Source organism: Kribbella rubisoli (assembly GCF_004217145.1).
Lineage (GTDB): Bacteria > Actinomycetota > Actinomycetes > Propionibacteriales > Kribbellaceae > Kribbella > Kribbella rubisoli.
Window position 1 is genome coordinate 124,863 of record NZ_SHKR01000012.1, and the last position, 17,722, is coordinate 142,584.

General features: G+C 68.4%; 18 protein-coding genes. 12 read left to right on the top strand and 6 right to left on the bottom strand.

Annotated features, from left to right (window positions below; all coding sequences use genetic code 11):
* Positions 1 to 9 precede the first annotated feature (9 nt).
* Positions 10 to 1,335, top strand: a complete 1,326-nt coding sequence (locus EV645_RS14810) for a hemolysin family protein (RefSeq protein WP_130444066.1) — start codon at positions 10 to 12, stop codon at positions 1,333 to 1,335.
* On the opposite strand, the gene EV645_RS14815 is transcribed toward EV645_RS14810, so the two are convergent.
* From EV645_RS14815 to EV645_RS14825, 3 genes are all read right to left on the bottom strand, one after another.
* Complete coding sequence (locus tag EV645_RS14815; protein WP_130444068.1) at positions 1,283 to 2,536, bottom strand: MFS transporter; 1,254 nt, start codon at positions 2,534 to 2,536, stop codon at positions 1,283 to 1,285. The two genes, EV645_RS14810 and EV645_RS14815, sit on opposite strands and share 53 nt — an antisense overlap.
* A 3-nt stretch (positions 2,537 to 2,539) precedes the next feature.
* Positions 2,540 to 3,130 carry a helix-turn-helix domain-containing protein gene (locus EV645_RS14820; RefSeq protein ID WP_130444070.1) on the bottom strand — a complete coding sequence of 197 codons (591 nt, stop codon included), beginning with the start codon at positions 3,128 to 3,130 and terminating at the stop codon, positions 2,540 to 2,542.
* Between the two features lie 202 nt (positions 3,131 to 3,332).
* Complete coding sequence (locus EV645_RS14825) at positions 3,333 to 4,175, bottom strand: alpha/beta fold hydrolase (RefSeq protein WP_130444072.1); 843 nt, start codon at positions 4,173 to 4,175, stop codon at positions 3,333 to 3,335.
* A gap of 96 nt (positions 4,176 to 4,271) precedes the next feature.
* On the opposite strand from EV645_RS14825, the gene EV645_RS14830 reads away from it, so the two are divergent.
* Entirely contained in the window at positions 4,272 to 4,655 is a 384-nt protein-coding gene (locus EV645_RS14830; RefSeq protein WP_130444074.1) for a YciI family protein, read from the top strand.
* 42 nt (positions 4,656 to 4,697) lie between these two features.
* On the opposite strand, the gene EV645_RS14835 is transcribed toward EV645_RS14830, so the two are convergent.
* On the bottom strand, positions 4,698 to 5,696 hold the full coding sequence (locus EV645_RS14835) for an N-acetylglucosamine kinase (protein ID WP_130444076.1): 999 nt from the start codon (positions 5,694 to 5,696) through the stop codon (positions 4,698 to 4,700).
* A gap of 245 nt (positions 5,697 to 5,941) precedes the next feature.
* On the opposite strand from EV645_RS14835, the gene EV645_RS14840 reads away from it, so the two are divergent.
* The 6 genes from EV645_RS14840 (at position 5,942) to EV645_RS14865 (ending at position 11,265) form a co-directional block, all read left to right on the top strand.
* Entirely contained in the window at positions 5,942 to 6,691 is a 750-nt protein-coding gene (locus tag EV645_RS14840) for a sugar isomerase domain-containing protein (protein ID WP_242000423.1), read from the top strand.
* 33 nt (positions 6,692 to 6,724) lie between these two features.
* Positions 6,725 to 8,068 carry an N-acetylglucosamine/diacetylchitobiose ABC transporter substrate-binding protein gene (gene ngcE, locus EV645_RS14845; protein WP_130444080.1) on the top strand — a complete coding sequence of 448 codons (1,344 nt, stop codon included), beginning with the start codon at positions 6,725 to 6,727 and terminating at the stop codon, positions 8,066 to 8,068.
* A 58-nt stretch (positions 8,069 to 8,126) separates the two neighbouring features.
* Positions 8,127 to 8,528 carry a hypothetical protein gene (locus EV645_RS14850; RefSeq protein ID WP_198681635.1) on the top strand — a complete coding sequence of 134 codons (402 nt, stop codon included), beginning with the start codon at positions 8,127 to 8,129 and terminating at the stop codon, positions 8,526 to 8,528.
* 85 nt (positions 8,529 to 8,613) lie between these two features.
* Positions 8,614 to 9,669 (top strand): tryptophan--tRNA ligase, encoded by a 1,056-nt coding sequence (gene trpS, locus EV645_RS14855; protein ID WP_130444082.1) that lies wholly within the window; start codon positions 8,614 to 8,616, stop codon positions 9,667 to 9,669.
* Positions 9,670 to 9,676: 7 nt separating this feature from the next.
* The gene (locus EV645_RS14860) at positions 9,677 to 10,189 is read left to right on the top strand and encodes a 2'-5' RNA ligase family protein (protein WP_130444084.1); all 513 of its coding nucleotides are present in this window, start codon (positions 9,677 to 9,679) and stop codon (positions 10,187 to 10,189) included.
* A gap of 29 nt (positions 10,190 to 10,218) precedes the next feature.
* A complete protein-coding gene (locus EV645_RS14865; protein ID WP_130444086.1) occupies positions 10,219 to 11,265 on the top strand; it encodes a YihY/virulence factor BrkB family protein in 1,047 nt (348 codons plus the stop codon).
* Here the strand turns inward: EV645_RS14865 and EV645_RS14870 are convergent.
* Together EV645_RS14870 and EV645_RS14875 are read right to left on the bottom strand one after the other, a co-directional pair.
* A complete protein-coding gene (locus EV645_RS14870) occupies positions 11,262 to 12,389 on the bottom strand; it encodes a D-alanyl-D-alanine carboxypeptidase family protein (protein ID WP_130444088.1) in 1,128 nt (375 codons plus the stop codon). The genes EV645_RS14865 and EV645_RS14870 overlap by 4 nt on opposite strands.
* Before the next feature lie 57 nt (positions 12,390 to 12,446).
* The gene (locus EV645_RS14875; RefSeq protein ID WP_130444090.1) at positions 12,447 to 13,391 is read right to left on the bottom strand and encodes a zinc metalloprotease; all 945 of its coding nucleotides are present in this window, start codon (positions 13,389 to 13,391) and stop codon (positions 12,447 to 12,449) included.
* Positions 13,392 to 13,563: 172 nt separating this feature from the next.
* Between EV645_RS14875 and EV645_RS14880 the strand changes: the two genes are divergently transcribed.
* From EV645_RS14880 to EV645_RS14895, 4 genes are read left to right on the top strand one after another with little or no spacing between them, the layout of a single operon-like run.
* Positions 13,564 to 14,916 (top strand): glutamine synthetase family protein, encoded by a 1,353-nt coding sequence (locus tag EV645_RS14880; protein WP_242000424.1) that lies wholly within the window; start codon positions 13,564 to 13,566, stop codon positions 14,914 to 14,916.
* The gene (locus tag EV645_RS14885; protein WP_130444092.1) at positions 14,897 to 15,598 is read left to right on the top strand and encodes a gamma-glutamyl-gamma-aminobutyrate hydrolase family protein; all 702 of its coding nucleotides are present in this window, start codon (positions 14,897 to 14,899) and stop codon (positions 15,596 to 15,598) included. The genes EV645_RS14880 and EV645_RS14885 overlap by 20 nt, the downstream gene beginning before the upstream one ends.
* Entirely contained in the window at positions 15,595 to 16,941 is a 1,347-nt protein-coding gene (locus tag EV645_RS14890; protein WP_130444094.1) for an aldehyde dehydrogenase family protein, read from the top strand. Before EV645_RS14885 ends, EV645_RS14890 begins: the two co-directional genes overlap by 4 nt.
* The gene (locus tag EV645_RS14895; RefSeq protein WP_130444096.1) at positions 16,942 to 17,718 is read left to right on the top strand and encodes a 3-oxoacyl-ACP reductase; all 777 of its coding nucleotides are present in this window, start codon (positions 16,942 to 16,944) and stop codon (positions 17,716 to 17,718) included.
* Positions 17,719 to 17,722: the final 4 nt, after the last annotated feature.

Below are 17,722 nucleotides of genomic sequence, written 5' to 3' on the forward strand. Positions count from 1 at the left end.
ATCCCACCCATGAACGAAACCCTGCTACTGAACATCGTTCTGATTCTGGTCTTCGTGATGATCGGCGGCGTTTTCGCCGCTGCGGAAATGGCCCTCGTGTCGCTGCGGGAGAGCCAGCTGAAGGCCCTTTCGCACCGCGGGAAGCGCGGCGAGACCGTCGCCAAGGTCGCCGCCAACCCGAACCGGTTCCTGTCCGCCGTGCAGATCGGCGTGACCCTGATGGGCTTCCTGTCCGCCGCGTTCGGTGGCGCGACGCTCGCCGACAGCCTCTCGCCGCACCTGCAGAAGCTCGGCCTGCCCGAGGGCCTGGCCGACACCGTTGCGCTGATCCTGATCACGATCCTGATCTCGTACGTCTCGATCGTGATCGGCGAGCTCGCCGCCAAACGGCTCGCGCTGCAGCGGGCCGAGACCTTCGCGCTCGGCCTGGCCCCGCTGGTCGACCGGATCGCCTCCGGCGCACGGCCGGTGATCTGGCTGCTGTCGAAGTCGACCGACCTGGTGGTCCGTGCGCTCGGCGGAGACCCGAACGCCAACCGCGAGGTGATGTCCGACGAGGAGCTCCGCGACCTGGTCTCGGCGCACGAGTCGCTCGGCGAGGAGGAGCGCAAGATCGTCGACGACGTCTTCGAGGCCGGCAGCCGGCAGTTGCGCGAGGTGATGCTGCCGCGGACCGAGGTGGACTTCCTCGACGGCGAGATGCCGGCGTACAAGGCGGTGAAGTTCGCCGCCGAGCGGCCGCACTCGCGGTACCCGGTGACGAACGGCTCGGCTGACGACATCGTCGGGTTCGTCCACGTCCGGGACCTGTTCGACCCCGCGGTGGCGTCCCGCTCGGTCCGGGTCGGCGACCTCGCGCGCGACGTACTCATGCTGCCGGACACCGCGAAGCTGCTGCCGACACTGACCGAGATGCGCCGCCGCAGCACCCACCTCGCGATCGTCCTCGACGAGTACGGCGGCACGGCCGGCATCGTCACGCTCGAGGACCTGGTCGAGGAGCTGATCGGCGACATCAAGGACGAGTACGACGAGGAAGCGGCCGAGACGACCCGCCTGGGCGGCGGCGACATCGTCGTCGACGGCCTGCTGAACCTCGACGATTTCGCCGACGCCACCACGATCGAGCTGCCCGACGGCCCCTACGAGACCGTCGGCGGTTTCCTCGCCGCCCAACTCGGGAAGGTCCCGTCGACCGGCGACGAGGTCCGCTTCGGCGTCTACACCATGACTGTCACCGAGATGGACGGCCGCCGGGTCGCCCGGGTCCGCCTGCACCGGATCAAACCGGAAGCGGAGCAGGCCGAGCCTCCAGCACCCGCTGTCGAGCAATGACGACGAGCCCGCCGACGACGTAGCCGAGGCCCTGGAAGACGAGGACCGGGATGATGCCGACGGCGTCGCCGAGGAAGCCGGCCGCGGTGATGCCGATCAGCACCGCGACGCTCTCGGCGGCGCCGACCGCGCCGTAGATGCGGCCGCGGGTGCCGTCGACGGTGAGGTTCTGGAAGACGGTCATCATCCCGGCGACCGTGAGCGCGCCGGGCAGCCCGACGACGATCATGCAGACGAACGCGGGGATCACGCTGTCCGACGCCAGCGGGTAGAGGAACAGCGTGATGTCGATCAGGCCGAAGGCGAGGGCGCCGATGCCCCACAGCCTGGCGGCCGGCCAGCGCGAGCCGATCGCCGCGGCGACCAGACCGCCGACGATCCCGCCGACCGCTTGCGAGGAGACGATCAGGCCGTACACCTTCCCGTCGCCGCCGATCTGGGAGCTGACGAACGGCGCGAACAGCGTGCTCATGATCCCCTCGCCGACACCGGTGACCATGCAGAAGACGAAGAACAGCCGGATCGCCGGGCCGGCGACGCACAGCCGCAGCCCTTCGGTCCACTCTTCTTTGAGGCGCTTGATCGCGCCGCCGGCGGTCTGCTCCGCGTTCTCCGGCCGGACCTGGCGGTGCCGCATGCGCGCGACCAGCACGACAGCGATCAGGAACGTCGCGGCATCGCCGAGCGCGAGCAGCGTGAGCCCGCCGGCGGCCGCGAGGACACCGCCGAGCGCTGCGCCGATGAGCCGGGCGAGGTCACGGATCTGACTGTTGAGTGCGTTCGCCGTCACGAGTTGCTCGTCGTTGACCAGCACGGGGACCAGTGACTGCTCGGCCGGCTGGAAGAACTGCTGTAGACAGCTCTGCGCCAGCACGACGCCGTACACGATCCAGATCTTGCTCTCGTCGTTCACCGCGATCAGCGGTAGGAGGACAACCGCGTTGAGGATGTTGGTCACGATCATCGTGGTCCGCTGGTTCCAGCGGTCGACGAAGACGCCGGCCAGCGAGCCGAGGACGACGGCCGGGAGGAACGACGCCAGCAGCAGTCCACCGCTTGCCAGCGTGGAGCCGGTCAGCACGTACACCTGGAACGCGAGACCGGTCCGCAGCAGCCAGTCGCCGATCAGCGAGATCAGGCCGGCGCTCAGCATCAGGCGGTAGTCGCGCTGCCGGGCAAGGACGCCCCACAAGTCCTTCATCTGCTACTCCTCGGGCGAGATCGTGACGATCTGGGTGAATGAGACGTGCCGGCTGCCCGGCGGGCGGGTGGACTTGTCGTCGATCGGCCGCTCGTCGATCCAGCGCTGCAGCAACGCGTCGACCTGGCCGACGAGCTCGGTCAGCTCCTCGGCGGTCAGGTAGAACCCGCTCTGGCCGATGCCCGAGTTGTCCCGCCAAGCTGCGTCCTCGGTCTGCCGTTGCTGCTGCCACTGGCTCAACCGCTCGAGCGCCCGCTCGGCCAGCAGTTGCTCGAGTACGTCGGCCGCCGCGGCGCCTTCCGGTGTCCGCGCCGCATCACGCCACGACTGCGACGTCGACACCAACCGCCACGGCCGCTCGCGGTTGTCCTTCCCCGGAGCCGGCTCGACGAAGTCGTACTTCGCCAGCTGCCGCAGGTGATGCGACGCCAGCGCCTGACTGATCCCGAGCCGCCGCGCCGCATCGGCCGCGGTCATCGGCCCCTCCCGCCCGAGCAACGACTGCAGATCCAGCCGCACCGGATGCGCCATCGCCCGAATCGCCAACGGATCATCCAGCAACCGCGCCCGCCGCGAATCCTTCTCCAAAGACATGCTTGGAATATGCGCCGGCCTGAATCAGATGTCAAGCCATTGCTTGGAATCACCTGTCTGCCCATCCGGTCCGCCAAACCCCGCGGACGTCTCAGGGGTCAACCTCGCAGGTGGTCGGTTTCGCACCCGGATTCTGGGTCCGCAACCGACAACCTCGGGGGTTGACCCCTGAGACGAACCGGGCGAGAGGCGCGGTGGTGGGCTAGCCGGTCTGCTCTCGGATCCACTCCAGGGCGGGCTCGGCCTGGGTGAGGACAGAGACGTGGCCGAGGTTCTGGTGAAGCTCGAGTTCGGCGGTTGGCAGGTTGGCGGACAGCCATTTGCCGTGTGAGCAGGGGATGATGCCGTCGGCGGTGCCGTGGACGAGCAGGGTCGGTGCGGTGATCGTGGCCGGGTCGCAGCCCCAGTCCAGGACATAGGAACGGTCGTCGTCGATCACGCCGTCGGGGCCGTTGGGCATGGCGTTGTCACCGGCGACCGAGCCGAGCCAGCCCCATGGACCGTCGAACAGCGCGATGTCGCTCGCGGTGAACTCCGGGTCGTACTCAACACCTGATGTCTCGTGCCGCACCTTCGCATCCCGCCCCGCGGCGGCTGCGTGGAGCGAAGCGAGCCCGGACGCGACCATGCCGTCGTACCAGTCGAGACCTGAGGCGTCGTACGGCGCGATCGCGGCGAACGTGGCGACGGCCTCCACCCGTTCACGCAGGATCGCGGCAGACGCGAGGGCGAACGAGCCGCCGCCGGAGTACCCCATCAGCGCGAACGTGCCGATCCCGAGCGTGTCCAGGACCGTGGTCAGATCGGCCGCCACCGACGCCATCGTGCGGCCCGGCGCCGCGGTCGATCCGCCGTACCCGGGCCGGTCGAACGAGATCCACCGGATGCCGAGCCACTCACCCGCGTCGAACAGCGGCGCCGGTGGGACGCCGAGGTTCGGCGTGCCGTGATGCCACACCACGGCGAGGCGTCCGTCGTCGCCCGGGGCGCTGTCGTACCCGTGCAGGATCCGCCCGTCGGCCAGGCGGAAGTCGATCTCGTCCATGCCGTTCACGATAAATCGTCGAAATGTCGAGTGCTCCGGATCGTGTCCGACCTCTGCTGCGAAGATCCTCTTCAGATCCCGAAAGGATGCCCGAACATGAAGTACCTGCTGCTGATTCACAGCAACCCGATCACCTGGGGCCACCCGTCCTTCCTGAACACCGAGGAAGGCAAGCGACTCCCCAAGAAGGCCCGCGACGCCCTCGCCGCCCAGCTCAACAACCTCCTGAACGAGATCGACGCGTCGGGCGAGCTGATCAACGCGGTCCCGCTGGACCCGCCGGCGAAGACCCGCGTAGTCCGAGTCCGCGAAGGCATCCGCGCCACCACGGACGGCCCGTACTCCGAGGCGAAGGAGCAACTGGCCGGCGTCTTCCTGATCGACGTCAGGAGCCCCGAGCGCGCCGAGGAGATCGCAGCAACGATCCCCGAAGCCGAGTTCGTCGCGGTAGAAGTCCGCCCGGTCTCGGTCTTCGACTGACGTACTGCGGTCAGCCCCACCCAGCGTGGGGCTGACCGCACTTCAGCGTTCGACGAGGCGGGAGTGGTTTGCCGTTGTGGCGAGGGTTGGGTCGAGGGCGCCGAGGGCCAGCCAGGTGGCGCCGCCTACGCCGTCCCGGGCGGTGAGGACCTCGCCGGCGAAGTGCTGGCGGATGAGTTGGCCGACCGGGGAGGACTCGCCGGCAACGCTGCCCGCGAGCACCATCGGGCCTTGGTCCGAGGTGGTCTTCAGGCGGGCGACTGTTTCTGTGAGCAGTTCGGCTGCGCGTTTCACCAGTCCGCGGGCGGTTTCGTCATCCTGTGCGTACGCCGCGATGACGGCCGGAGCCAATTCGGCGAGCAGGACCGGTGGCCGGCTGTTGACCGTCCTCACCAGATCGTCGCGCAGCGCGTCGTACCCTTCACGTTCTGCAACGGAGTGCTGATCCCGATCGGGCAGGACTGTTTGTACGACGGTCTGCTCGAGCAGGCCGAGCGGCTCGCGAAGGTCGAGAGCTTGCAACACACTGCGCACAGCCTCCCGGCCGAGCCAGAAACCGGACCCCTCGTCGCCCAGCAGCCAGCCGTGCCCGCCGACGGTCCGCACGAGTTGGTGATCGCGGACCAGTCCGACGTTGCTGCCGGTGCCCGCGATCAGCACGATTCCGTCCGGCTGCGGCGTACCTGAGGCGAACGCGACCTCGAGATCGCCGATGTAGTCGGGGGCCACGGTGAGGCCGGCGCCGGTCCAGGCCTCGTCGAACCGGGCTGCCACGTCGGGCCGCCCGAGGGCCGAGCCGCCGGCCATGCCGACCACAGCGGCCTTGACCTCGGATGCGTCCAGCCCGGCGAGGGCCGCGTGAAGCGCCTGACCGAAGTTGGCCGCCGCGCTTGCCGGATGACTGGTCGGGTTTCCGCCCGCGGCGGCACCGCGACCGACTACGTTGCCCTCGGAGTCCGCGATCACGATCCGGGTGGAGGTGCCGCCGAGGTCGCCGCCCAGGACCAGCGGTCCGGCCGGCGGGGAGCCTTCGACCGACATACGCAATGCTCCAAACTGCTCAAAAGAGCCTATTTACAAGCACAAAGAAATCACGCGACGGTCCCGATCCGTGGAGATCACAGGGATGAGCCTTGACTTTAGCTGCCAGTTGAGAAAAGTTCTGTCCAGCAAACCGCAAACTTGCGCACTTGTCGGCACCCGGAGTGTCGCAGCCAGCAGATTAGTCGAGGGGTGGGCCGCTGATGGCCAGCAGTAAGCACGGGGGATCCGGGGACACGAGCGGTGTGAGTGCACAGTCCTACGTGCACACGCTGACCCCGATTCTGGCCGCGGTGACCGAGCAGATCGACGGGCCGATCCAGCAGGCCGCCGACCTGATGACCGAGTCCTTGCGTGCCGACGGCGTGATCCAGGCGTTCGGCTCCGGACACTCCGAGGCGCTCGCGATGGAGATCGCCGGTCGCGCCGGCGGCCTGATCGCGACCAACCGGATCGCGCTGCGGGACCTCGTCCTGCTCGGCGGCGAACCGCGGGAGCTGCTGCGCAGTGCGGAGCTCGAGCGCGACCCGAAGTACTCCCGCAAGCTCTACGAGCTGTCCGCGGCGCGGTCGGGCGACCTGTTCGTGATCGCCTCCAACTCCGGCGTGAACGGCTCGATCGTCGAGCTCGCGAGTGTGGTGAAGGAGAAGGGCCACCCGCTGATCGCGATCACCTCGATGCAGCACACCGGCGGGATGGACTCCCGGCACCCGTCCGGCAAGAAGCTGATCGACTTCGCGGACGTGGTGCTCGACAACCACGCGCCGTACGGCGACTCCGTGCTCGACCTGCCCGACGGCGGCGGCAAGGTCTGCGCGGTCTCGTCGATCACCGCCGCTCTGATCGCACAGATGCTGGTCGCCGAGGTGCTGCGCCGGATGACTGATGCCGGCGAGACCCCGCCGGTCTACCTGTCCGCGAACATCCCCGGCGGCGATGAGCACAACCACGCTCTCGAAGCACGCTACGAGGGCCGCATCCGTCGTACTGCCTGAACCGGAGCCACTCCGAGGTAATAGCCTGCCGGGATGCTGAAACGGCGGACCTTGCTGCAGGGCGCTTTGGCCGGCGCGGTCCTGAGCGGATGCTCATCGGCCCCGCCGGCCCGGCCCGTCTCCCCGCAGAATCCGTTCGACGTCGACGCGAACGCTCCGCTCGACGTCGTGATCAGCCAGGAGTACGGCGGGTTCGCGGCGGCGGCGTACCGGAAGAAGTATGCGAGCGCCGTCGTCACGCCGAAGGTGACGCCGCAGCTGTCGGATGCCCTGCTGCCGCGGTTCGCCGCGGGCAACCCGCCTGACGTCGTGCTCAGCACCGGCGATCAGGAGCTCGAGCTCGGCCGGCTGGTGAAGGACGGGCAGCTGGCCGACCTGCAGCAGTTGCTGGACGCGCCGTCCTGGGACAACCAGGCCGCGAAGGTCAAGGACCAACTGCTGTCGGAGCTGCTCGACATCGGCCGGTACGACGGAACGCCGCGCACGCTCAACTACGTCGCAACCGTCTACGGGCTGTGGTATTCAGCCGGCCTGTTCCAGACCAACGGCTGGGACGTCCCGCACACGTGGCCGGATTTGCTTGCCCTCGGCACCGATATGAAAGCGGCCGACCTCGGCCCGTTCATCTACGCCGGCGCCCATCCGTACTACGTCCTCGAGCTGGTCCTCACGCTGGCCGCGAAGACCGGCGGAGCGGACGTGCTGAAACGGATCGACAACCTCGACGCCGGTGCCTGGAAGGACGCGAGCGTGACCCGGGCGATCGCGGCGGTGGGAGAGCTGACCAAGCGCGGCCTGATCGCCGCGGGGAGCGCGCAGTACGACCACATCGGCTCGCAGAAGCGCTTCCTCGCCGCGAAGGCCGGCATGTTGCCGTGCGGGAACTGGCTCGAGAACGAGATGAAGGGGCTGGTCCCGCAGCGGTTCGGGCTGACGATGTTCGCCGTACCGCCGCTGGATGCCTCGCCGGCGCTCGCCAGCGGGCTGCATGTCGCCGCGACGGCACCGTTCCTGGTGCCGGAGAAGGCGAAGAACAAGTCCGGCGGGCTCGAGTACCTGCGAGCGCTGCTGTCCCAGGACGTCGCCGCCCAAGTGAGCTCCGAGTCCAACCAGCTCACAATCGTCCGCGGCGCGGCCGACGGTCTGGAGATCGGTACGGCGCTCCGCTCCGCCCGCGACCTGCTGACGGCGGCCGGCGACCAGGTCATCACCTGGTACTTCGACAGCTGGTACCCCGCCTTCGCCAACGCAGCCGCCGCCGCGACAGGCCAGTTCATGACCGGCGGCCTGCAGCAGTCCGAGTGGACCGCCCGAATCCAAGCCGCCGCGGACAACCTCAAACAGGACGACGCGATAACGAAGTACCACCGAGACTGAGGTATTCCTATCGCCGTCGGGCGCTGGTCGCCGTACTCTCTTGCTGAGGAGTGGCGACATGGCATGGCTCGGAGCAGCGGTTCTGTTCTTGATGCTCTGCGCCCTGCTCAACCTCCTGCTGCCGAACCCGCCGCCGAGCCGCTGGCGGCGCCGGGTCCAGCGTCTGACGGCGCAGGCACACGGTCGTTTCCGCCGGCGGCCGATCCCGCTGCCGGACCCGTTCGACACGCTCCGGCTGCAGACCAGGCTCGGGACGTTGTCCACCAAGATCCGCCGGGTCGAGTCCACGCCGCACGTCTACGCGAAGGCTCATCGCCTGATGGCGCTCGAGGCGGCGTACGACGACCTCCTGGACGAGGCGTGCCGCCTGGCCGGCGTACCCGATCCCGACGCCAAACAACCCGAAGAGAAGCGCTGGCAGGAAGAACAGGAACTGGCCAGCCGAGGCTGGTCCTGGTAGTTGAGCACTCATAGTGCTGGGTGTATGACCAGGACAGACCCGCCCGGGTGATCACCGCACCAGGGACGCTGGCAGAATCGGGCCTATGTCCCAAGCTGCGTCTGACCCCTCCGCAGCCGGTTCCCAGCGGCGCCCTCGGGTGCTTTCCGGGATCCAGCCGACGGCGGACTCCTTCCACTTCGGCAACTACCTCGGCGCGGTGCGGCAGTGGGTGGCCCTGCAGGAGGACCACGAGGCGTTCTACTGCGTCGTCGACCTGCACGCGATCACCGTGGAGTACGAGCCGAAGGCGCTCCGCGAGCGCACCCGCCGGTCCGCCGCGCAGCTGCTCGCGGCCGGTATCGACCCGGAGCGGTCCACCCTGTTCGTCCAGTCGCAGGTGCCCGAGCACGCCCAGCTGAGCTGGGTGCTCGGCTGCATCACGGGCTTCGGCGAGGCCAGCCGGATGACGCAGTTCAAGGACAAGTCCGCCAAGGGCGGCGCCGACCGCGCCACCGTCGGCCTGTTCACGTACCCGATCCTGCAGGCCGCGGACATCCTGGTCTACCAGGCCGACCGCGTCCCGGTCGGTGAGGACCAGCGCCAGCACCTCGAGCTGACCCGCGACCTCGCCCAGCGGTTCAACCACCGCTTCGGCAAGACCTTCCGGCTGCCCGAGCCGTACATCGTCAAGGAGACCGCGAAGATCTCCGACCTGCAGGACCCGTCCGCCAAGATGAGCAAGTCCAGCTCGTCCCCGGCCGGCATCATCGACCTGCTCGACGACCCGAAGGTCAGCGCGAAGAAGATCCGCTCCGCGGTCACCGACTCCGGCCGCGACGTGATCTTCGACCAGGAGAACAAGCCCGGCGTCGCGAACCTGCTGACGATCTACTCCGCGCTCACCGGCCGCAAGATCAGCGAGCTCGAGGACGAGTACGCCGGCCGCGGGTACGGCGACTTCAAGAAGGACCTGGCCGACGTCGTGGTCGAGTTCGTCACGCCGTTCCGGGAGAAGACGCTGAGCTACCTCGACGACAAGGCGCAGCTGGACGCGATCCTGGCCGCCGGCGCCGAGCGGGCCCGCGCGGTCACCGAGCCGACCCTGGCCCGGGTCTACGACCGGCTCGGTTTCGTCGCCGGCCCGCCGCAGGGCCGGTAGGCCCCGGATGACGACGATCGGTGTCGCGATCCCGATCGCGGAGCCGTACGGCTCGGAGCTGCAGAAGTTCCGGGCCGAGTTCGGCGATCCGATGGCCGCGTCGATCCCGACCCACGTCACGCTGCTGCCGCCGACCGATATCGAGGCGGCGGACCTCGACGTGATCGACGCGCACCTGCTCGAGGTGGCCGCGCGGTTCCCGAAGTTCCGGATCCGGCTGCGCGGTACGGCGACGTTCCGGCCGATCTCGCCGGTGGTGTTCGTGCCGCTGGCCGAGGGCATCTCCTCCTGCGAAGTACTGCAGTCGCAGGTGCGGTCCGGCCCGCTGCGGGTCGATCTGCGGTTCCCGTACCACCCGCACGTCACGGTCGCGCACGACCTCGACAAGGACGCCCTCGACCGCGCCTACGACGCCCTGTCGGAGTACGACTGCGCGTTCGACGTCGAGTACTTCAGCCGTTACGAACACGGCGCCGACGGCGTGTGGCGGCCGCAGCGGTCGTTCCCGCTGGCAGGCTGAGCCCCGCACTCTTCGGGTACAGGAGTCTCATGGGGACGATCAAGCGCGTCTGGGCGCGATTCAGCCAGACACAGCTGTGGCGGGCCTGGACGCGGTACGGCGACCAGCGCGGCAACCGCCTGGCCGGTGCGACCAGCTTCTTCGGCTTCCTGTCGCTGTTTCCGTTGATCGTGCTGGCCGCGGCGATCATCGGGCCGTTGCTCGGTGACGACGCGATCGAGACGCTGAAGAAGTCCCTGGAGCAGAACCTGCCGGGGGTCGGCAACAACATCGACATCGACGCGCTGATCGCCCACGCCGGCACGATCGGGCTGATCTCCGGTATCGGTCTGCTGCTCACCGGCCTGGGGTGGATCGATGCAATGCGCGCGTCGATCCGGCTGATGCACGAGCTCGACGACCAGCCGGGGAACGCGGTCCAGCAGAAGCTCGCCGACCTCGGCGCGCTGGTCGGTCTCGGGCTGATGGGTCTGATCGCGACCGGCGCCTCGTCCGTCCTGACCGGATTGTCCCGGCGGATCGTCGACGCGAGCAATATGGACGGGACCTGGCTGGCGACCTGGGGTCTGCAGCTGATCAGCATCGTCGTCGGCATCGGCGCCGGAGCGCTGCTGTTCGGCTACCTGATGACGGCCCTGCCGCGGATCGCGATACCGCCGAAGGTTCTGCTGATCGCGGCGGTCGCCGGCGGCATCGTGTTCTACCTGGCGCAGCGGCTCGGCAACCTCTACGTCAGCCACGTGATCGGCGCTAATGCGGCGTACGGCGCTCTGGCGCTGCCGCTGGCGCTGCTGGTCTGGATCTACCTGATGACGCGGGTGATCATGCTGGTCGCGGCGTGGACGAAGGAGGCGACCGTCGTGCCGGAGGTCGAGTCTGCGCCTGAGGAGGCCGTCGAGGAGCCTGAGCCGCTGCTGCTCGGGCCGCCCGGCAAGCGGTACAAGGTGGTCCCGATCCCGGAGCGAAAGGCGGACACGGTCGCGGTCGCTGCCGGTGCGGTGTTGGGGGCGACGCTGACCACGCTGGCCGTCCAGGCCGTCCAGGCCGTGCGGGCGGTCCGGTCCGTCCGTCGTTAGTGGCGGCGCCGGCGGAGGGTGCGCGGGCGGCGCAGGAAAAGGCCGAGGAGCAGGACGGGCGGTCCGGCGTACGCCCAGACGGGGACGCGGAACGCGAGGGACTGCATGGCCTGGCCGGGGCTGAGGACGGTGCGGCTGCGGGCCGGGCGCGGCGTACCGGCGGCAGGCTTGTCGGCGGGTTTGCCCTGCGTCGTGGTCTTCGGCGGGGCCTCGGCCTTCACCAGCGTGCCGACCGGCTTGAGCTTGCTGTAGTTGGCGAATGTCCAGGTCAGCAGGTTGCTGGCGTCCTCGGTGATGCCGTGCGGCGCGTTCATCATCGTCACGACCAGGGTGTGGCCGTTGCGCCGGGCGGCGCCGACGAACGTGTTCCGGGCCAGCGTGGTGTAGCCGGTCTTGACGCCGAGCGCGCCGTCGTAGTTGAACAGCAGCTTGTTCTGGTTCGCGACCTGGTACGTGCCCTTGTTGCCGGCGTTCGGGAAGTTCGTGAACTTGGTCGACGCGTACTTCGCGAAGTCGGGGCGTGCGAGCCCCGCCTGTGCGAACAGGGCCAGGTCGTAGGCGCTGGAGTACTGCCCGTCGGCGTCCAGGCCGGTCGGGTCGGTCACGTGCGTGTCGAGCGCGCCGATCTCCTTGGCCTTCGTGTTCATCCGCTGGATGGTCGCGGGGATGCCGCCCTGGTCGTGGGCGCAGAGCGCGTGGACGGCGTCGTTCCCGGAGGCCAGGAACATGCCCTGGAAGAGCAGGTCCACGGTGTAGTGCAGGCCGGGGTACACGCCGACCTTGCTGCCGATGATCCCGGCGTCGGCGTCCGAGCCGATCACCGGATCGGTCTTCTTCAGCCGTGGCAGCAGGACGAGCGCGGTCAACGTCTTGAGCGTGCTGGCCGGGCGGAGCCTCGCGTGCGGGGCCTTCGCCGCCAGTACCTGACCGGTGTCGAGGTCGGCCACGACGTACGCCGACGCCTGCACGGCCGGCGGTGCCGCCCCGTTGGCGATCACCGTCGGCTTCGCCGTCAGCAGGTCGCCGCCGACCGGGCCTTGTGAGCCCTGATCGGCGGCGGTCGCTGTCAGAGGTCCGGCAACCGCCAATGCGGTGGTCGCGCAGGCCGTCAGAAGCAAACGCATCGCGGGCACTCTAGTTGCCCGACGGTGCAGATGTCACAGTCGGGTCTCTGTCCTTGATCAGGCGCGGTAGGCCGTCCACATGTTGCTCATGCGGGTTGACTGGCCGGGCGTGAACTGGTTGTAGCAGGAGTCGTAGGAGTAGTCCATGTAGTTGTGGATCGGGTCCAGCCCCGACAGCGAGCAGGAGTCCCGGCCGGTCGGGCAGCCGCTCGAGGCGCTGCTCTGGGCCGGCGTGTCGGACACCGAGTCGTTCGTGCTCGTGCAGCCGCCCTGGAACGTGTGGTAGAGCCCGAACCAGTGGCCGGCCTCGTGGGACGCGGTCTTGCCGAGGTTGAAGTTGGTCGCCGAGCCGCCGGGCAGCGAGCTGTACTGGACCCGGATGCCGTCGATGCTCGGGTTGCTCGCGTAATCCCACGGGAACGTCGCGATGCCGAGGTACGAGAAGTCGACCAGCCAGATGTTCAGGGCGTTCTTACCACCCTTGCGCGTTTGTGACCGGTACTGCGTGCTCTGGCGGTCGTTGTGCCACTGGTTGTTCTTGAAGCGGTCGGTGCCGGCCAGGTAGAACGTGAAGCCGGTGTTCGCGGCCTGCGACGACTCCTGACCCGCGTAGTCCTGGTTCAACTCGGCGATCTGCTGGTTGATCTGGGTCGAGGTGACGTCACCGGCACCGGAGGTGCTGAGCATGACGTGCACGTACACCGGGACGCTGGCCGCGGCCAGCTTGCCGGCCGTGGGTGCGAGTCCACGGGCCTGCTTGGCCTTGAGGATCGCCGCCGTCTTGGCGTCGATGGCCTTCTGCTCGGCCACCGACAGGTCGCGGTGGTCAGCACCGAAGCCACCACGCGCGGCGGCTCCGTCCTCCGGCGTGAAACACGCCGGGTTCCCGGTCTGGTGGACAGGCAACTGAGCAGTCGCCTGTCCCGCCAGCGGACTGAAAGCAAGCGCCGTACCGGCCAGCAGAACGGCCAGGGCGCGGGGGCGGGTAACGAAAGATCGCATAGCGGTCCTCCAGAATCGGGCCGCTTGGGCGGTGCGGCCGAATCCGGCGATTTTCCCCATGATCCCGGGGAGTGCCAACCCATTCCCTGACCGCTTGGTGCCACGGCACCGCATTGACACTGCGGGCTAGGCTTGAGTCAATGGACTGGAGATAGACCAATAGACTCCGGGAGTGGCTGTGTTGGGTGTGGAGGAGCTGCGGGGGCTGGTTGAGGCCGGTGAGGTTGACACGGTCCTGGTGGCGATCACCGATATGCAGGGGCGGTTGCAGGGGAAGCGGTGTGGGGCTCGGTACTTCGTGGAGGAGGTGCTGAAGCACGGGACCGAGGGGTGTAACTACCTGCTGGCCGTCGACGTGGACATGAATACCGTGGACGGCTACACGATGTCGTCGTGGGAGCGTGGGTACGGCGACCTGGTGATGGCGCCCGACCTGGACACGCTCCGGCTGGTCCCTTGGCTCGAAGGTACGGCGATGGTGTTGTGCGACGTGCAGTGGCTGGACGGTCAGCCCGTCGTCGCCTCCCCGCGGCAAGTGCTGCGCAAGCAGCTCGACCGGCTGGCCGAGAAGAACCTCAAGGCGTACGTCGGGACCGAGCTCGAGTTCATCGTCTTCGACGACACGTTCGAGACCGCCTGGAACAAGCGCTACACCGGCCTCACCCCGGCGAACCAGTACAACGTCGACTACTCCCTGCTCGGCACCTCCCGGATCGAGCCGCTGCTGCGCGACATCCGCAACGGCATGACGGGTGCCGGCCTGTACGTCGAGTCCGCAAAGGGCGAGTGCAACCTCGGCCAGCACGAGATCGCCTTCCGGTACGACGAAGCGCTCGCCACGTGCGACAACCACTCGATCTACAAGACCGGGGCCAAGGAGATCGCGGCGAAGCACGGCAAGAGCCTCACGTTCATGGCGAAGTACGACGAACGCGAAGGCAACTCCTGTCACATCCACCTGAGCTTCCGCTCGACCGACGGCGATCCGGTCCTCGCCGGCGACCACGACTACGGGTTCTCGCAGCTGATGGAGCATTTCATCGCGGGACAGCTCGCCTGCCTGTCGGAGTTCACCTACCTGCTTGCGCCGAACATCAACTCCTACAAGCGATTCGTCCGCGGCAGCTTCGCGCCGACCGCGGTCGCGTGGGGTCTCGACAACCGCACCTGCTCGCTCCGCGTGGTCGGTCACGGCGACTCGCTCCGGGTCGAGAACCGCCTCCCCGGCGGCGACGTGAACCCGTACCTCGCCGTCGCCGCGATCATCGCCTCCGGCCTGCACGGCATCGAGAACGAACTGGAGCTCGAGCCGCTGCTCGAAGGCAACGCGTACGAGTCCGACAAGGAACACGTGCCGTCCACCCTGCGGGAGGCCGCTGCGCTCTTCACTGGCTCGAAGCTGGCGCGCGAGGCGTTCGGCGACGAGATGGTCGACCACTACACCAACACCGCGCGGATCGAGCTCGACGCGTACGACGCCGCCGTCACCGACTGGGAGCGGGTCCGTGGTTTCGAACGCCTCTAAGCCGCGCATCGGCATCACGACGTACCTCGAGCCGACGACCTGGGGGATCTGGCAGCGGGAGGCGGCCATCCTCCCGCGCGTCTACCTCGATGCCGTCGCCGCTGCGGGCGGTACGCCGATCCTCCTGCCGCCCGTCGGGACCGACGTCACGGTCCTCGACATCCTCGACGGACTGGTCGTATCGGGCGGCTGTGACGTCGACCCGGCGGCGTACGGCGAGGATGCCCACCCCGAAACCGTCGACACCCGACCGGGACGTGACGAGCACGAGCGGGTGCTGATCCAGGGCGCGCTCGAGCGGGACCTCCCGTTGCTGGCGGTCTGCCGAGGGTTGCAGATGCTGAACGTCACGCTCGGCGGCACCCTTCACCAGCACCTGCCCGACGTCATCACCAACGACCATCGCGGCGGACCGGGGGTCTTCGCGACCACCGAGATCAAGGTCGAGCCCGACTCGCTGGCCGGCCGGATCCTCGGCGAGCGGGCGACCGGCAGTTGCTACCACCACCAGGCCCTCGACGTCGTCGCGCCCGGATTGAAGGTCACCGCTCGCTCCGGCGACGGGACGATCGAGGCGGCCGAGGTGGAGGGCAAGGACTTCGCACTCGGTGTGCAGTGGCACCCGGAAGAGACCCCCGAGGACCTGCGGCTGTTCACCGCGTTGATCAGGAGCACTCAATGACGTACGACGTACTCAATCCGGCCACCGAGAAGGTGATCCGGACCATCGAGCTCGCCGGCGAGCCCGAGGCCGACGCCGCGATCGCGAAAGCGGCCAAGGCTTTCGAGACCTGGCGGCACGTGAACCCGGCCGACCGCGGCAGGCTGCTCAGGCGATTCGCCGACGCGGTCGACGCGGACCTGGAGAGCCTGGCTGCGCTGGAGGTCGAGAACGCCGGCCACACGATCGGCAACGCCCGCTGGGAGGCGGGTAACGTCCGCGACGTTCTGACGTACTACGCGGCCGCGCCGGAACGCCTGTTCGGCAAGCAGATTCCTGTTGCCGGAGGCATCAATGTGACGTTCCAGGAACCGCTCGGCGTGGTCGGCGTGATCGTCCCGTGGAACTTCCCGATGCCGATCGCGGGTTGGGGTTTCGCGCCGGCGCTTGCCGCAGGCAACACCGTCGTGCTCAAGCCGGCCGAACTCACCCCGCTCACCGCGATCCGCCTCGGCGAGCTGGCCCTCGAAGCAGGTCTGCCGCCGGGCGTGTTCGAGGTCGTCCCGGGTCCCGGGAGGACGGTCGGGCAGCGGTTCGTCACCCACCCCGATGTCCGCAAGATCGTCTTCACCGGATCCACCACGGTCGGCAAGCAGATCATGGCCGGGTGCGCCGACCAGGTGAAGCGGCTGACGCTCGAGCTGGGCGGCAAATCGGCGAACGTCGTCTTCGCGGACGCGGATCTGGAGAAGGCCGCAGCGCAGGCGCCGTACGGCGTGTTCGACAACGCAGGACAGGACTGTTGCGCGCGGTCGCGGATTCTCGTGGAACGCAAGGTGTTCGACCGGTTCCTGGAGTTGCTCGAGCCCGCGGTGAAGAACTTCAAGGTCGGCGATCCGGGTGATCCGGCGACCGAGATGGGCCCGCTGATCTCGAAGGCCCAACTCGAGCAGGTCGCGTCGTACGTCGAGAACCCGGCCTTCCAGGGGACTGCGCCGAGCGGGCCCGGGTTCTGGTTCCCGCCGACCGTGCTGGCGCCCCCGAGCGACAGGGCGGTGAGGGAGGAGATCTTCGGGCCGGTCGTGGCGGTGATTCCGTTCGAGGACGAGGCCGACGCGGTGCGGATCGCGAACGACAGCGATTACGGGCTGTCCGGCTCGATCTGGACACGCGATGTCGGTCGCGCGATCCGGGTCGGTCGCGGGGTCGAGGCTGGCAACCTCTCGATCAATTCCAACTCGTCGGTGCGGTACTCGACGCCGTTCGGCGGTTACAAGCAGTCCGGCCTCGGCCGGGAGCTCGGCCCGGACGCGCTGAACGCGTTCACCGAGACCAAGAACATCTTCATCAGTACGGAGGACTGAATGGACGTCAAGGCGCATCGGCTCGAAGGTCGCGTCGCGGTGGTCACCGGCGGTGCGAGCGGGATCGGTCTGGCCACAGTACGGCGGCTCGCCGCGGAGGGCGCGCACGTCGTGATCGGCGACCTCGACCCGGACGCGGGCAAGCAGGCCGCGGACCAGGTCGGCGGGCTGTTCGTCTCGACCGACGTCACCGACGCGGCCGCCGTGGAGAACCTCTTCAAGCAGGCCTTCGACACCTACGGCAGCGTGGACATCGCGTTCAACAACGCGGGCATCTCGCCGCCCGACGACGCGTCGATCCTGGACACCGGTCTCGAGGCGTGGCGCAAGGTCCAGGAGGTCAACCTGACCTCGGTCTACCTTTGCTGCAAGGCCGCGATCCCTTATATGCAACGGCAGAACAAGGGCTCGATCATCAACACCGCGTCGTTCGTCGCGGTGATGGGCGCGGCGACCTCCCAGATCTCGTACTCCGCCTCGAAAGGCGGCGTACTCGCGATGAGCCGCGAGCTCGGGGTCGAGTTCGCGCGGCAGGGGATCCGGGTGAACGCGCTCTGCCCGGGCCCGGTGAACACGCCGCTGCTCACCGAGCTGTTCGCCAAGGACCCCGAGCGGGCCCAGCGCCGGCTCGTCCACGTCCCGATGGGCCGCTTCGGCGAACCCGACGAGATCGCCGCCGCGGTCGCCTTCCTGGCCAGCGACGACTCGTCCTTCATCACCGCCAACACGTTCCTCGTCGACGGGGGGATCTCAGGCGCCTACGTCACTCCGATCTAGTCTG

Excerpts from the sequence above, each read along its gene's own strand:
- EV645_RS14810 (WP_130444066.1), top strand. The coding sequence starts at position 10 with ATGAACGAAACCCTGCTACTGAACATCGTTCTGATTCTGGTCTTCGTG.
- EV645_RS14815 (WP_130444068.1), bottom strand. The coding sequence starts at position 2,536 with ATGAAGGACTTGTGGGGCGTCCTTGCCCGGCAGCGCGACTACCGCCTG.
- EV645_RS14820 (WP_130444070.1), bottom strand. The coding sequence starts at position 3,130 with ATGTCTTTGGAGAAGGATTCGCGGCGGGCGCGGTTGCTGGATGATCCG.
- EV645_RS14825 (WP_130444072.1), bottom strand. The coding sequence starts at position 4,175 with ATGGACGAGATCGACTTCCGCCTGGCCGACGGGCGGATCCTGCACGGG.
- EV645_RS14830 (WP_130444074.1), top strand. The coding sequence starts at position 4,272 with ATGAAGTACCTGCTGCTGATTCACAGCAACCCGATCACCTGGGGCCAC.
- EV645_RS14835 (WP_130444076.1), bottom strand. The coding sequence starts at position 5,696 with ATGTCGGTCGAAGGCTCCCCGCCGGCCGGACCGCTGGTCCTGGGCGGC.
- ngcE (WP_130444080.1), top strand. The coding sequence starts at position 6,725 with ATGCTGAAACGGCGGACCTTGCTGCAGGGCGCTTTGGCCGGCGCGGTC.
- EV645_RS14850 (WP_198681635.1), top strand. The coding sequence starts at position 8,127 with ATGGCATGGCTCGGAGCAGCGGTTCTGTTCTTGATGCTCTGCGCCCTG.
- trpS (WP_130444082.1), top strand. The coding sequence starts at position 8,614 with ATGTCCCAAGCTGCGTCTGACCCCTCCGCAGCCGGTTCCCAGCGGCGC.
- EV645_RS14860 (WP_130444084.1), top strand. The coding sequence starts at position 9,677 with ATGACGACGATCGGTGTCGCGATCCCGATCGCGGAGCCGTACGGCTCG.
- EV645_RS14865 (WP_130444086.1), top strand. The coding sequence starts at position 10,219 with ATGGGGACGATCAAGCGCGTCTGGGCGCGATTCAGCCAGACACAGCTG.
- EV645_RS14870 (WP_130444088.1), bottom strand. The coding sequence starts at position 12,389 with ATGCGTTTGCTTCTGACGGCCTGCGCGACCACCGCATTGGCGGTTGCC.
- EV645_RS14875 (WP_130444090.1), bottom strand. The coding sequence starts at position 13,391 with ATGCGATCTTTCGTTACCCGCCCCCGCGCCCTGGCCGTTCTGCTGGCC.
- EV645_RS14890 (WP_130444094.1), top strand. The coding sequence starts at position 15,595 with ATGACGTACGACGTACTCAATCCGGCCACCGAGAAGGTGATCCGGACC.
- EV645_RS14895 (WP_130444096.1), top strand. The coding sequence starts at position 16,942 with ATGGACGTCAAGGCGCATCGGCTCGAAGGTCGCGTCGCGGTGGTCACC.